The following is a 14177-nucleotide window of genomic DNA, read 5'->3' as shown; positions in this document are numbered from 1 at the left end:
ATGTGGCCGGACAACCGGACGGCACGATCAATTGTCCGTAACCCGGCCTTTGCGGTTTGCGGCAATCGCGCCGGCCATGCATAACTCCTCGACCCAGCAGAGGTTCTGACAATGAGCAAAATCGCGATCCGCCGCGCGACCGAAGCCGATCTCCCGACGATCGTCGCGATGCTCGCCGACGATGAGCTTGGCAGCGCCCGCGAGGATACGCGACTGCCTTTGGCGCGGGCCTATCTGGATGCCTTCGCCGCGGTCGACCGTGACCCGAACCAATTCCTTGCTGTCATGACTGACGGCGCCGACGTCGTCGGCACGCTGCAGATCAGCTTCCTTGCCGGCCTGTCGCTGCAGGGCGCCTGGCGCGGCCAGATCGAGGCCGTCCGCGTCGCGGCGGACCGGCGCGGCGAAAGGCTTGGACAGCGCATGTTCGAATGGGCGATCGAAAAGTGCCGCGAGCGGGGCTGCAGGGTGGTGCAGCTAACGACCAACAGAAGCCGCCTCGACGCGCACCGCTTCTACGAACGGCTCGGCTTCAAGGGAAGCCACCTCGGCTACAAGCTGGCGCTGTAAATGGAGGTGGCCCGACACCGCCTCCGTTCGGACCATCGATCCGCGCCGGCCGCATAGCCGGCTGTTCAAGCCGCCCGGTTTGCTCTATGCCGCAATGCAACCATCTTCGCCCGGCATAGGCGAAAACCGGGATCGAAGACCGATGAATGAAGCCACGCCGCCCAACCGCTGCCGCATCGTTTTGATTGCGCCGCCGCTTGCGACGGCTGAACATATCTGCGCGGCATTCGAGGGCGGCGACGTCGCCTCGCTGATCCTGCCTGAAAACGGCATGGACGATGCGGCTTTCCAGGCCTTCGCCGAGAAGATCGTGCCGATCGCCCAGGCCGCCGGCGTCGCTGTCGTCATCGCGGGCGACAGCCGCATTGCCGGTCGCGTTCACGCCGACGGCATCCATGTCGAGGCGGGCCGCAATGATCTCGCCGAGACGATCGAGCGCCTGCAAGGCAAGATGATGGTCGGCGCTGGCGGCGCCAAGACCCGCGACGACGCGCTGGACCTTGGCGAGGAGCGCCCGGACTATATTTTCTTCGGCCGCTTCGGCTACGACAACAAGTCTGAGCCGCATCCCCGCAACCTCTCGCTTGGCGAATGGTGGGCGCAGATGATCCAGATTCCCTGCGTCGTCATGGGCGGATCCGATCTCGGGTCGGTGGAAGCCGTCGCGGCGACAGGCGCCGAGTTCGTGGCGCTGTCCAGCGCGGTCTTCGCCGACGGGCTGGACCCGCGCGCGGCGGTCGCCGCGGCCAATGCGCTGCTCGACCAGACCGCGCCCCGCTTCGAGGACTGACGTGCGCCTGCCCCGGCTCCCCTTCGCGGCCCTGGCTGCCGCCCTTGCGATCCAGGCCGCGGCTGCAGCCGAACCCGTGCCGATGCCGCAGCCCAAGCCGGCTGCGAGCGCGCCGGATCCCAGCAAGCCCGCTGCCGGTGCGCATGAAAATCGGGTGCATGCCGACAAGGCGATCGACAAACCGCTGCCGCAGCCGGCCACGCTTGCGCCGCCCTCGGCCGACAGCATCAATCCCGACCGCTTTGGCGCGAGGCCTCCGGACGCCGCCTATGGCGCCTTCCAGCGCGGGCTCTACAAGACCGCCTACAACCTCGCGATGGTGCGGGCCAAGAATGGCGATCCGGCGGCCCAGACGCTGGTGGCCGAGATACTGTCGCGCGGGCTGGGCGTGCCGCTCAACGCCGCCGAGGCGGCGAAGTGGTATGGGCTTGCCGCCGAGCAGGGCGTTCCGGAAGCACAGTTCCAGTACGCCCTGATGCTGCTCGACGGGCGCTATGTGAAGAAGGACGAGAAGGCGGCTTTCGCGCTGATGCAGGCCGCCGCCGAGGCCGGCAATCGGCTGGCGCAGTTCAACTTCGCACAACTGCTCGTCCAGCAGGATCCGGGCGACGCCGGGCTTGCCAAGGCGGCGGCCTACTATGAACGCGCCGCCGCCACGGGCCTTGCGGATGCGCAATACGCATTGGCGCAGATCTACGCCAACGGCGTCGGCGGCAAGCCGCACGACGATGCCCGGGCGCGCATCCTGCTCGCGCAGGCCGCGCGTCAGAACTACGACACCGCGCAGATCGACCTTGCGGCCTGGATGATCGAGGGGCGCGGCGGCGCGCGCGACCTGAAGTCGGGCTTCGCCTGGATGAAACGGGCCGCCGAGGGCGGCAACGTCGCCGCCCAGAACCGGCTGGCCAAGCTTTACATGGGCGGCATCGGCACCGATCCGGACGTGATCCTCGCCGGCGCCTGGTACATTGTTGCCCGCCGCGCCGGACTGATCGATGCCGAGATGGATGATTTCCTGCAAGGGCTCGACGACGAACAGACCAGGCAGGCGCTGCAGAAGGCCAACCGCCTGCCCTGAAGGTCTCCCTTGCCCGCCCTCCCTTGCCACTGTGCGCGATTTGTGGTCTTGGAGGCGCCACACGCGCGGGCTGCGCCAAAAATCTCATTCCGGATCAGTTCATCATGGCCAAGATCAGTGGCAGCGAAATCCGTCCAGGCTATGTCATCGAGCACGACGGCGGCCTGTGGGTGGCGGTCAAGACCAACACCGTCAAGCCCGGCAAGGGCGGCGCCTACAACCAGGTCGAGCTGAAGAACCTGATCAACGGCACCAAGCTCAACGAGCGCTTCCGCTCGGCCGAAACGGTCGAGCAGATCAGGCTGGAAATGAAGGACTTTTCCTTCCTTTACGAACAGGGTGACGCGCTGGTGTTCATGGACACCGAAAGCTACGAGCAGCTCGAACTGCAGAAGGACTTCGTCGGCGACCGTGCCGCCTTCCTGCAGGACGGCATGATGGTGACGGTCCAGCTTTACGAGGAACGGCCGATCGGCATCTCGCTGCCCGACCAGGTGACGCTCACCATCACCGAGGCTGACCCGGTGGTGAAGGGCCAGACGGCCGCCTCCTCCTACAAGCCGGCGGTGCTGGAGAACGGCATCCGCGTGCTTGTGCCGCCCTTCATCGCGGCGGGCGAGCGCATCATCGTCGACACCAACGAAATCACATACGTGCGCCGCGCGGAATAGGCGGCGAGCAGCGGGAAGAAGGGCAGCAGGAAGAAGAAATGGCGCGTTCCGCGATCCTCAATGTCATGGTCCAGGCGGCGATGAAGGCCGGGCGCTCGCTGTCGCGCGATTTCGGCGAAGTGCAGAACCTGCAGGTGTCGATGAAGGGCCCCGGCGACTATGTCAGCCAGGCCGATCGCAAGGCGGAAGAAATCGTCTTTGCCGAGCTGTCCAAGGCGCGGCCGGGCTATGCCTTCCTGATGGAAGAGCGCGGCGCCGTCGAGGGCGACGACGACCAGCACCGCTGGATCGTCGATCCGCTCGACGGCACCACCAATTTCCTGCATGGCATCCCGCTGTTCGCTGTCTCGATCGCGCTCGAGCGGCAGGGCCAGATCGTCGCCGGCGTCGTCTACAATCCGGCGATGGACGAACTCTACACCGCCGAGCGCGGCGGCGGTGCCTTCATGAACGACCGCAGGCTGCGGGTCGCCGGTCGCGCCAAGCTGACCGATGCGGTGATCGGCTGCGGCGTGCCGCATCTCGGACGCGGCCAGCACGGCAACTTCCTGATCGAGCTCCGCAACGTCATGGCGGAAGTGTCGGGCGTTCGCCGCCTCGGCTCCGCCTCCCTCGACCTCGCCTACGTCGCCGCCGGCCGCATGGACGGGTTCTGGGAGATCGGGCTCTCCGCTTGGGATATCGCCGCCGGCCTATTGCTGATCCGGGAGGCGGGCGGCTTCGTCTCCGACTTCGAGGGCGGACAGGAAATGCTGGAGCGCGGCTCGGTCGTCGCCGGCAACGAGGTCATCCAGCGCGCGCTGCTCAAGACCGTCAGGAAGCCGCTCGCGTCCCGTTGATCGCAGGTCGCGCCGCAGGCACGACGCGCCAGAGCGTGCGCAAATGAAAATGCGGCAGCGTCCTTTGCGCGTCGAAAGGACGCGCTCGTGGTCGCAAAACCGCAACCGAAGCTTGAAATACTGGTTCGCAGCTGCCCAGATAAGGTCTGCAGGACCATTTATGAGCAAAGCCCGTCAAGAAACCCAGATCGAGATCCCGTTCATCGGGCGCTGGCATTACTCCCGCGCCGAGATGATCGCGGATGGCATCGTGCATGCCGTGGGCATCGTGCTGGCGATCGCCGCCGGTTCGGCCTTTCTGGCTTTAGCCGCCTTCCATTCAGGGCCCGGCGAATATTTCGCCGCGGTCTTCTACGTCATCTCGCTGCTCACCGTGCTTTCGGTGTCGCTGGCCTATAATCTGTGGCCGGTGGCGTGGCCGGCGAAATGGATATTGCGCCGTTTCGATCATGCCGCGATCTATCTGCTGATCGCGTCGACCTACACGCCTTTTCTCGCCCAGCTCCACAATTCGACGCTTGCCGTGCCCATGATCGTGGTGGTCTGGACCGCCGCCGCGCTGGGCATCGCGATCAAGATGCTCCTGCCAGGGCGCTATGACCGGTTGGCGATCGTCTTCTATCTCGCCATCGGCTGGAGCGGCGTCGTGCTGGCCGGGCCGCTGCTCGATACGCTGCCGACAGCCTCGATCGCCCTGCTCGTCGCCGGCGGCGTCGTCTATTCGCTGGGCGTGGTCTTCTTCGCCTGGAAGGGCATGCGCTTCCACAACGCCGTCTGGCATGGCTTCGTCGTCACCGGCGCCGGCTTGCACCTGGCGGCCATGGTCGACTGCCTGGTCGTAAGCCGCTTCTGATGGTTGTCGCCCGGAAGTGTGCAGCGCTTCAGGGACGATGGCATGCATCAAACAAAACACGCTGCCTGAATCCGTTTCAGCGCGATCCGCGTCGAGGCGACCGGCGCTGGCCATATTGCCAAGCGCCATTCAATTTGGTCACAATTCCGTTTAGAGTCGCGTGAATTCTGCGGCGGTGGCATCGGAAACGGGGCACGGATGGCTTTTCTCAGATCCTTCGGCAGGCGCTCGGATGTCCTGGTCTATGATCCGCACAAGCTATCGAGCCCGCAGGTCTTCCTGCTGACCATGGTGATCTTCCTGGTCATCGTCGCCTTCATCGCCGCCATCCTGACCCGCCAGATCTCGAGCGCCTTCGGCTCCAATCCCGGACTCAATGGACTGATCGTCGGTGTGCTCGGCATCGGCATCCTGCTTGCCTTCGTCCAGGTCGGCCGGCTCTTTCGCGAGGTGCGCTGGGTCAATTCCTTCCGTGCCGGCTCGGAGACCACCGAGCCCGTCCTGCTGGCCCCGATGAAGGCGATGATCGGCCGCTCGTCGTCGATGGCGTTTTCGACCTCGTCGATGCGCACCATGCTCGATTCGATCGCCACCCGCCTCGACGAGACCCGCGACACCTCGCGCTACCTGGTCGGCCTGCTGGTGTTCCTCGGCCTGCTCGGCACCTTTTGGGGCCTGCTCAACACCATCGCCTCGATCCGCGAGACCATCGAGGCGCTCGACCCCGGCACGGGAGACGCGGCCGCCGTGCTCGACGCGCTGAAGCAGGGCCTGTCGGCGCCGCTCGCCGGCATGGGCACCGCCTTCTCGTCCTCGCTGTTCGGTCTTTCGGGCTCGCTGGTGCTCGGTTTCCTCGACCTGCAGGCCGGCCGAGCCCAGACTCGCTTCTACACCGAGCTCGAAAACTGGCTGTCCTCGGTCACCGATCTTTCATCCGACATCGTCGTCTCCGACCATCCGGCCCGGACCGAGCCGTCCGAGGAAATTCGCGTGCTGTCGGAGCGGCTGCGCAGCCTGCAGGAAAATGGCGGCGGCTCCAACCCCCGCGTGGCCACCGCCATGGCCAATCTCGCCGACGGCATCTCCGGCCTGGTCAAGAACATGCGTTCCGAGCAGCAGATCATGCGCGACTGGGTCGAGGCCCAGTCCGACGAGCAGAAGGCCATGCGCAACACGCTGGAGAAGATCGCCGACGCGCTGAAGAAGCAAGGGGTCCACTGACGTGGCGCTGGCAAGGCGGCGCGCCGATCGCCGCATCGACTATTGGCCGGGTTTCGTCGACGCGCTGTCGACGCTGCTGCTCGCGATCATGTTCCTGCTCACCGTCTTCGTGCTGGCGCAGTTCCTGCTCAGCCGCGAGATTTCCGGCAAGGACGCGGTTCTCAACCGGCTGAATTCGCAAATCAACGAATTGACCCAACTGCTGGCGCTGGAGCGTTCGAACACGCAGGACAAGGAAGACTCGCTCGCCAACCTGCAAGCCTCGCTGTCGGCGGCCGAAGCTGAAAAGAGCCGTCTGCAGCAATTGCTGGCGCAGGGCGCCGGCGCCGGCGATGCCGCCAATCAGCGCGCGGAAGCTCTGTCCGGCGAACTCAGCAACCAGCGCCAGATCAGCCAGCAGGCGCTGAGCCAGGTCGAGATCCTGAACCAGCAGATCGCGGCACTGCGCAAGCAGATCGGCGCGCTCGAGGACGCGCTCAACGTCTCCGAACAGCGCGACCGCGACTCCAACACCAAGATCGCCGATCTCGGCCGCCGCCTGAACGTGGCGCTTGCGCAGCGCGTGCAGGAACTCAACCGCTACCGGTCGGACTTCTTCGGCCGCCTGCGCGAAATCCTCGCCGACCGTGAAAACATCCGCATCGTCGGCGACCGCTTCGTCTTCCAGTCCGAGGTGCTGTTCCCGACCGGTTCCGAGGTGATCAACGATGCCGGCAAGGTCGAGATGAAGAAGCTGGCCGACGCCATCATCGAATTGCAGAAAGAGATCCCGCCGGAGATCAACTGGGTGCTGCGCGTCGACGGCCACACCGACAACAAGCCGCTGTCGGGCACCGGCCGCTATCGCGACAATTGGGAATTGTCGACGGCGCGCGCGACCTCGGTGGTGAAGTTCCTGATCGAGAACGGCGTGCCGGCCAACCGGCTGGTCGCCGCCGGCTTCGGCGAGTTCCAGCCGCTCGATCCGGCCGACACGGACGAAGCGCGCAGCAAGAACCGGCGCATCGAACTGAAGCTCACCGAACGTTGATGTGAAGCATGTCTCGCGAAAGTGGGAACCGGCCTCGGGACAAAGACATGCGTGGAATCAAAACCCTAAGACGCATGCAGCGAATCTGAAGGATTGCGACACGCATCAACATCACGCGAGTTCACGCGAATTTGTTCGCCGGCGCAACTCTAGGGCGCAACAGGCTGCCGGCAAGGCCTGAAAACATTATCTTTTTTTAATTACACATCCTGCGCGGGCACTCCTAATTTGCCGTGCGGGCCGAGAACCGCCGGCGATGCCTCCCATCGCGACGCGACGGAACCGGACGGCCCAAACGGTCGGAAGGCGAAGCGGCAGGGCCGCTCACTTCCCAGCAAAAGGAGGCGCCGTCATGCGCACTTCAGCATCTCTCAAGACTGCAACCATCGCCGCGTTCCTTGTCGCCGCTCCGCTTGCCGGCGCCTATGCCGCTGGGCATCACAAGGGCGCGCTCGACGCGACCGAGCCGACCGACCTCACCGGGCCGCGTGTGACCAGCCTCATCGATCAGATTCAAGGCGTCGACCAGGGCATCAAGGAGGCACGGGAAGCCAACACCATCTCGGCCGCCGAGGCGCAGTCGCTGCGCATGCGTGCCAATCACATCAGCCTGGCAGCCGAGAAGGTCGCTGCTTCGGATCATGGCAGAATCCCTGCCGCGCAATATCACGACCTGTTGCGCCGGCTCGACAATGTCGACCAAAAGCTGATGCTCGATACCGGCAGCAGCTTCCTGATGGGCGATGGCGCCGACGGCGGTCACTACCCGAACGGCTGAGCAATTCCAGGAAAAGTGTGAAGCGGCCTTCCGTCCGGAACTGCCGCCAGAGCAAGAGCAACTCTTCGGAGGAACGGAAGGGACCACCTGACGCCCGAGGGACCTGGCCCCATGGGCGTCCTTTTTTGTCACCAACCCAGCCACAGGGCGACGATTGCGAGCACCGCCGGCACCGTCTGGATGAGGAGAATCTTCCGGCTGACGGTCGCCGCGCCGTAGAGGCCGGCGACGGCAACGCTAAGCAGGAAGAAGATCTCGATCTGGAACCCGGCGGCGCCGAGATAGAGTCCCCAGATCAGGCCGGCAGCGAGAAAGCCGTTATAGAGCCCCTGGTTGGCGGCGAGTACTTTTGAGGCGCTGGCGAAATCCGGCTTCAGCTTGAATGCCTTGTGGCCGCGCGGCGTGTCCCAAAGCACTATCTCCAGATAGACGATGCAGCAATGGATCAAAGCCACCAGCCCGACCAGGATACTGCCGATCATTGTCTCCTCCGCGCCTCCGGTTGAAGCATTGATCACGCATCGCCATGGCCAGGCAAGACGGCCTGATCCGAACCGCTGCGATCAGGGTTGCCAAGCTCTGTGCATTGGTATCTTTTCCCGCCAGCCAATTTCCAGTTGGGATCCATCATGTCTTTCCAGAAACTCGACGATCTCGGCCGCAAGCTCGAAGCGCTGGAGCACGCGCTTGCCATCCTCGGTGCCGACGAGGCGACCCACATGGCGGTCGGCGGCGGCGAGAAACGCGCCGAGGCCATGTCGGCGCTTGCCGGCATGCTGCACGCCCGCGCGACGGCGCCGGAGATCGCCGACTGGATCGCCGCTGCCGAGGCAGAGCCGCTGAACGAGGAACAGCAGGCGGCGGTCACGGAACTGCGCCGGCAATACACCAACCTGACCTGCCTGCCGGTCGAATTCGTCGAGCGGCAGACGACGGCGCGCATGCGCTCCGAGCAGCTCTGGCGCGATCTGCGCGCCAAGAACGACTGGGCCGGCTTCCTGCCGGCGCTGGAAGGCATTGTGGCGCTGGTCCGTGAAGAAGCGGCTCTGCGCGCCGACGTGCTTGGTCTGGACCCTTATGACTCGCTGATGGAACAATACGACCCCGGCAATCGCGCCGCCGACATCACGCCGGTGTTTGCCGAGCTGAAGGTATTCCTGAAGGATTTCCTGCCGCATGCGCTGGCCGTGCAGGACGCCCGGCTGGCGAAGCATCCGCTGAAGCCGCTCTCCGGCAGCTACGCAATCGACAGACAGCACGAGCTCGGCCTCGCGATGATGACGGCGGTCGGTTTCGACCTCACCCACGGCTCGCTGTCGGTGTCGCACCATCCATTCTGCGGCGGGGTGCCGAGCGATGTGCGCATCACCACCCGCTACAAGACCTCCGATTTCCTGTCCGCGCTGATGGGCGTGCTGCACGAAACCGGCCACGCGCTCTACGAGCAGAACCTTCCGAAAGCCTGGTCGCACTGGCCGCTCGGCAAGGCGCGCGGCATGGCCGTGCATGAGAGCCAGAGCCTGTTCGTCGAAAAGCAGATCGGCCGCAACCCCGGCTTCTGGCGCTGGGCTTTGCCGGCGGTCGAAAAGCATCTTGGCGAAGCCTGGTCGCTCGACGATATCCTGCCGCATGTCCACCATGTCGAGCGCGGGCTGATCCGGGTCGATGCCGACGAGGTCACCTATCCGCTGCATGTCATCCTGCGTTACGAGCTCGAGCAGGAACTGGTCTCCGGCCGGCTGGAGGCCGCCGACCTGCCCGAGGCTTGGGACGCCAGGATGCGCGACTATCTCGGCCTGTCGACCATCGACAACCCGGCCGATGGGCCGATGCAGGACGTGCACTGGCCCAGTGCCGCCTTCGGCTATTTTCCGTCCTACACGCTGGGCGCCATGATGGCGGCGCAGCAATGGGCCGCCCTGACCAGTCAGCACCCGTCGGCGGATGAGGATCTCGCGAAAGGCGATTTCAGCGCCATCAACGATTGGCGCCGCGACAAGATCTGGTCGCAGGGCTCGCGCTGGTCGACACCCGACCTGCTCGAACGCGCCACCGGCGAGAAGCTCAACGCCGCCTATTTCACCCAACATCTGCGCAGGCGCTACGGCGACTGAAGCGGCTTCGCGAACCACCAGGCCGACCGGCGCGAAAGATGCGTTATCGACCCTTTACTTTGGCGGGAAAGACTCTGACAAAGGGCGTTCCTTGCTTCAGTGGGCTTGAATGTTGGTGGGTGGCAGTTTTCGTCAGGTTGCGCCGTTCCGTTGCCTCGTTGTGATTTTGGCCGTACTGGCCGCTCCGATCCTTCCAGCCGGTGCTGATGAGATCGTGCTCAAAGGACCGGAGGCGGGCTGGATCAAGTCGGTCGATGTCCCGGTGGCCGATCCGGCGCGGGCCGATCAGATCAAGAACGGGATATCCTGGCTGCTAGCGGATGAGCAGATCATCCATCGCGACTATGGCTATGACGACTATTCGCGCACGGTCTACAGAATTGTCGACCGTCCCGGTCTTGAGCAGGGCGCGAGCATCGACCTCGAGTTCGATCCGTCGAGACACAAGGTCACGCTCAACCATCTGCGCATCATCCGCGACGGCGCCGTGCTGGACCGGCTCGATGACGTAAAGTTCGACATTTTCCGGCAGGAGAAGGACGCCGAGAAGGGCGTCTATGACGGCTGGCTGACCGCTCATGTCAACATTGACGACGTGCGTGTCGGCGACATAGTCGACTACGGCGAGACCTATGAGATCACACCGCTCGTCGGCAAAGGCCTGTTCTTCTACAGCTTCTCCACCGAGTGGGAAGACCCGGTGGGGCTGATCCGCACCAGCATCACCTGGCCGGCCTCGCAGCCGCTCGCGATCAAGCCGCGAGGCACCGAGATCAAGCCCACCATCTCCGCCTCGGGAACGGACTCCGTCTATCTTTGGCAGATTGCCAATCCGAAGCCTGTCAAGGTGGAGGAGAACGTGCCGACGGATTTCCCGGCCTGGGGATCGATCGACGTCTCGTCCACCGCCAGTTGGCAAAGCGTGATCGACGCCGTTCAGCCTTACTACAAACCGGCGACGGCCTTTCCGCCCGCCTTTGCCGCCAAGCTCGACGAGATCGCGGCCAGGCACCCTCTGCCAGAGGATCGGATGATCCAGGCGATGCGCCTCGTCCAGGACGAGATACGCTATGTCAGCCTCTCGATAGGCTCCGGGTCGTACATTCCGCGAGATCCGGCGATGGTCATCCAGAGCGGCTTCGGCGACTGCAAGGACAAGGCGCTGCTGCTGACCTCGGCGCTCGCGCGGCTGGGTGTTTCGGCCCAGGTCGCGCTGGCCGACCTTGACCACGGGCGGGCGCTGGACCAGCACCTGCCGGCGTTGCGCAACTTCGACCATGCCATCGTCAAGACGACGATCGGGGCCAAGACGTACTGGCTCGACGCCACCAATTACCTGCAGGGCGGCGACGCCAGCAATTTCCCACAGCCGGACTACGGTTTCGCCTTGCCGGTCTTTGGCACTGGCGAGTTGGAGAAGATGCCCAGTCGGGAGCTTAAAAGCCCAAGTATCAAGGTTGCCGAGGAGTTTTCCTTTCCCGACAAGCCTGGTGGCCAGTTGACGCTGTCGGTGCTGTCGACCCATGAGGGCGCCGACGCCGACTACATGCGCAGCAAGCTCGCCAGCCGGTCGGTCAGCGAACTGTCCGACGCCTACCTGAAATACTACACCAAGCGCTACCCCGGCATCGAAAGCGCGGCAAAGCTGGAAATCTTCGACAATCGTGACGGCGACATCATCAACATACGGGAGAGCTATCGGCTGCCGGCTGAAGCGCTCGCGGCCAACGATCTCGCCAAGAACTTCTCGCTCAAGGCGGCCGACCTCGGCACCGACCTGCCGACCCCGACCGTGGTGGATCGCGCCGGACCCGTGTCGCTGGGATCGCCGGTCTATCGCAGGCACAGCGTGACGGTGAGCAATCTGAGGGCGAGGTTTTCCGGCGGGGAGATGAAGAGTGTCGTCACGCCCTATCTCTCGCTGAAGTCGTCATGGAGCAATACACCGACAACTTTCGAGGTGCAGTGGGATTTCCGGACGTTGGCGACGCAGGTGCCGGCCAAGGAAATCACCGACTACCTGAGGTCGGTCAAGGACGTCGGCGACAACATCGACTGGACATACGACTTCACCTACCAGGATGCGCCCGCAGATCCGCTAAGCAGCGATCCTGACAGGTCGCAACAACAGGTCATAACCGGGGTGCTGCTGGTCTCGATCTTCATAGGCGTGCCGCTTTTCATGGCCTTCCGGCGCAGATAGCCGCACGGCAGCTCCTGCCGAGAAGGCTGGTGCTATTCCGCCGCGCCCTGGAAGGCGTTTGCACCGGTCTCGAACTGCAGCTTGGCGAGCCGCGCATAGATGCCGCCCTTGGCGACGAGGCTTTGGTGGGTGCCTTCCTCGACGATGCGCCCGCCTTCCATCACGAGAATGCGGTCGGCCTTGAGCACCGTCGCCAGCCGGTGAGCGATGACGATGGTGGTGCGGCCGCGCATCAGCCGTTCGAGCGCCGTCTGCACCAGCGTCTCGCTTTCGGCATCGAGCGCCGACGTCGCCTCGTCGAGCAGCAGGATCGGTGCGTCGCGCAGGATGGCGCGGGCGATGGCCACGCGCTGGCGCTGGCCACCGGAGAGCGTCACGCCCCGTTCGCCGACCTGGCTGTCGTACCCTCTGTCGAGCTTGCGAATGAACTCGTCGGCGAGCGCTGCCTTGGCGGCCGCCTCGATCTCGGCATCGCCGGCGCCCGGCCGGCCGAAACCGATATTGTCGCGGACGCTGGCGGCGAAGACGGTGACGTCCTGCGGCACGATCGCGATGCGTTCGCGAACCGCGGCGGGGTCCGCCCCGCGCACATCGACGCCATCGATGACGATGCGGCCGCTCTCGGGATCGTAGAAGCGCAGGATCAGTGAAAAGACGGTGCTTTTTCCCGCACCCGAAGGCCCGACGATCGCCACGGTCTCGCCGGGCTTCACCTGGAAACTCAGGCCATGCACGGCAGCCCTGTCCGGACGCGCCGGATAGGAGAAAGAGACGTCCTCGAAGCCGATTGCGCCTCTGGCGACGGCCGGCAGCGGCTGGGGATCGACCGGCGACTGGATCGCCGGGCGCTCGGCGAGAATCTCGGTCAGCCGTTCGGCGGCGCCCGCCGCCTGCGACAGCTCGCTCCAGACCTCCGACAGCGCGCCGAGCGCGCCGGCCGCGAACACCGAATAGAGCAGGAACTGGCCAAGCGTGCCGGCCGACATCGTGCCGACAAGCACGTCGCGCGAGCCGAACCAGAGCACCGCCACCACCGAGGAGAAGATCATGAAGATGGCAAAGAAGGTGAGGAAGGAACGGGCGAAGACGGAGGTGCGCGCCGCGTCGAAGGCAGCTTCGACCGCCGCCGAGAAGCGGTCGGTGACCAGCTTCTCGTTGGTGAAGGCCTGCAGCGTGCGCACCGCGCCGATCTGCTCGCTGGCATAGGCGGTCGCCTCCGCCAGCGTATCCTGCGCCTGGCGCGACTTGCGGCGCACCGACCGACCGAAAGCGACGAGCGGCAGCACGATCAGCGGGATGGCGGCCAGCACCAGGCCGGAAAGTTTCGGGCTGGTGAAAACCATCATGCCGACGGCGCCGAGCCCGAGAATGAGATTGCGCAGCGCCACCGAGGCGGTGGCGCCGACCGCCGATTTCACCTGCGTGGTGTCGGCGGCAAGCCGCGACACGATTTCGCCCGACTGCGCGCGGTCGAAAAAGGCCGGCGAAAGGGTCGTGACATGGGCGAAAACGTCGCGACGAATATCGGCGACGACCCGCTCGCCGAGCGTGATGACGAAATAGTAGCGGCTGGCGGACGCCGCAGCGAGCAGGGCCGCCATCACCACGAGCGCCGCGAAATACTCGGCGATGAAGCTGGAGCTCGCCGCCTGGAAGCCGTGATCGATCATGCGCCGCACGGCCATCGGCAAGGCCAGCGTCGTCGCTGCCGCCACGCTCAGCGAGATCAGGGCGCCGACCGCCAGTTTCCGGTAGCGCGTGACATAGGGAAAGAGGCTTCTCAGCGGCCGGATCGATCGCCTGCGCGCGTCTGCACTGCCGTCGATATCCGCCATGGGCGCTTCCTCCGGCCGCTTGCTGGTTTTGCGCTTCAATATGCGCTTACCGCGGCCTTGTGATTCAATTCCGGCTGATGTATAGGCTCGCCGACCGTTTTAGAAGCCGTGGCTTTCCAATAGCTGCGGCTTCGAGTTTTAAAAAGGGGCGCATCGACGCAGGCCATTGGCCCGTCACCGGCGCCGGCAAGCCAG

At 64.8% G+C, this 14177-nt stretch carries 13 protein-coding genes; 11 read left to right on the top strand and 2 right to left on the bottom strand.

Features of this window, described 5'->3' with window-relative positions:
- Nucleotides 1-111 precede the first annotated feature (111 nt).
- The 9 genes from EJ074_RS19875 to EJ074_RS19835 all read left to right on the top strand — a co-directional run bounded on the left by EJ074_RS19875 (nt 112) and on the right by EJ074_RS19835 (nt 7830).
- Nucleotides 112-570, top strand: a complete 459-nt coding sequence (locus EJ074_RS19875; RefSeq protein WP_095804700.1) for a GNAT family N-acetyltransferase — start codon at nt 112-114, stop codon at nt 568-570.
- Nucleotides 571-712: 142 nt separating this feature from the next.
- The gene (locus tag EJ074_RS19870; protein ID WP_095804701.1) at nt 713-1360 is read left to right on the top strand and encodes a thiamine phosphate synthase; all 648 of its coding nucleotides are present in this window, start codon (nt 713-715) and stop codon (nt 1358-1360) included.
- A 1-nt stretch (nt 1361) separates the two neighbouring features.
- Entirely contained in the window at nt 1362-2438 is a 1077-nt protein-coding gene (locus EJ074_RS19865; protein ID WP_165349979.1) for a tetratricopeptide repeat protein, read from the top strand.
- Between the two features lie 104 nt (nt 2439-2542).
- Nucleotides 2543-3109 carry an elongation factor P gene (gene efp, locus EJ074_RS19860; RefSeq protein WP_095804703.1) on the top strand — a complete coding sequence of 189 codons (567 nt, stop codon included), beginning with the start codon at nt 2543-2545 and terminating at the stop codon, nt 3107-3109.
- A 38-nt stretch (nt 3110-3147) separates the two neighbouring features.
- Entirely contained in the window at nt 3148-3948 is an 801-nt protein-coding gene (locus EJ074_RS19855; RefSeq protein ID WP_129553660.1) for an inositol monophosphatase family protein, read from the top strand.
- 160 nt (nt 3949-4108) lie between these two features.
- The gene (locus tag EJ074_RS19850) at nt 4109-4801 is read left to right on the top strand and encodes a hemolysin III family protein (protein ID WP_095804705.1); all 693 of its coding nucleotides are present in this window, start codon (nt 4109-4111) and stop codon (nt 4799-4801) included.
- A gap of 198 nt (nt 4802-4999) precedes the next feature.
- Entirely contained in the window at nt 5000-6022 is a 1023-nt protein-coding gene (locus EJ074_RS19845) for a MotA/TolQ/ExbB proton channel family protein (protein WP_095804706.1), read from the top strand.
- Between the two features lies 1 nt (nt 6023).
- Nucleotides 6024-7052: a peptidoglycan -binding protein gene (locus tag EJ074_RS19840; RefSeq protein ID WP_095804707.1), complete on the top strand. Its 1029-nt coding sequence runs from the start codon at nt 6024-6026 to the stop codon at nt 7050-7052.
- Between the two features lie 352 nt (nt 7053-7404).
- The gene (locus EJ074_RS19835) at nt 7405-7830 is read left to right on the top strand and encodes a hypothetical protein (RefSeq protein WP_095804708.1); all 426 of its coding nucleotides are present in this window, start codon (nt 7405-7407) and stop codon (nt 7828-7830) included.
- 128 nt (nt 7831-7958) lie between these two features.
- On the opposite strand, the gene EJ074_RS19830 is transcribed toward EJ074_RS19835, so the two are convergent.
- The gene (locus EJ074_RS19830) at nt 7959-8312 is read right to left on the bottom strand and encodes a DUF1304 domain-containing protein (RefSeq protein ID WP_095804709.1); all 354 of its coding nucleotides are present in this window, start codon (nt 8310-8312) and stop codon (nt 7959-7961) included.
- Between the two features lie 147 nt (nt 8313-8459).
- Between EJ074_RS19830 and EJ074_RS19825 the strand changes: the two genes are divergently transcribed.
- Both EJ074_RS19825 and EJ074_RS19820 read left to right on the top strand, forming a co-directional pair.
- Complete coding sequence (locus EJ074_RS19825) at nt 8460-9944, top strand: carboxypeptidase M32 (protein WP_095804710.1); 1485 nt, start codon at nt 8460-8462, stop codon at nt 9942-9944.
- 214 nt (nt 9945-10158) lie between these two features.
- Nucleotides 10159-12147 carry a DUF3857 domain-containing transglutaminase family protein gene (locus EJ074_RS19820; protein ID WP_165349978.1) on the top strand — a complete coding sequence of 663 codons (1989 nt, stop codon included), beginning with the start codon at nt 10159-10161 and terminating at the stop codon, nt 12145-12147.
- A gap of 32 nt (nt 12148-12179) precedes the next feature.
- Here the strand turns inward: EJ074_RS19820 and EJ074_RS19815 are convergent, their stop codons facing one another.
- Nucleotides 12180-13982 (bottom strand): ABC transporter transmembrane domain-containing protein, encoded by a 1803-nt coding sequence (locus tag EJ074_RS19815; RefSeq protein ID WP_095804949.1) that lies wholly within the window; start codon nt 13980-13982, stop codon nt 12180-12182.
- Between the last annotated feature and the right edge of the window lie 195 nt (nt 13983-14177).

This window comes from Mesorhizobium sp. M3A.F.Ca.ET.080.04.2.1, assembly GCF_003952525.1.
Lineage (GTDB): Bacteria > Pseudomonadota > Alphaproteobacteria > Rhizobiales > Rhizobiaceae > Mesorhizobium.
Note: the sequence above shows the minus strand (reverse complement) of the source record. Positions and strands in the feature narration are given on the sequence as shown.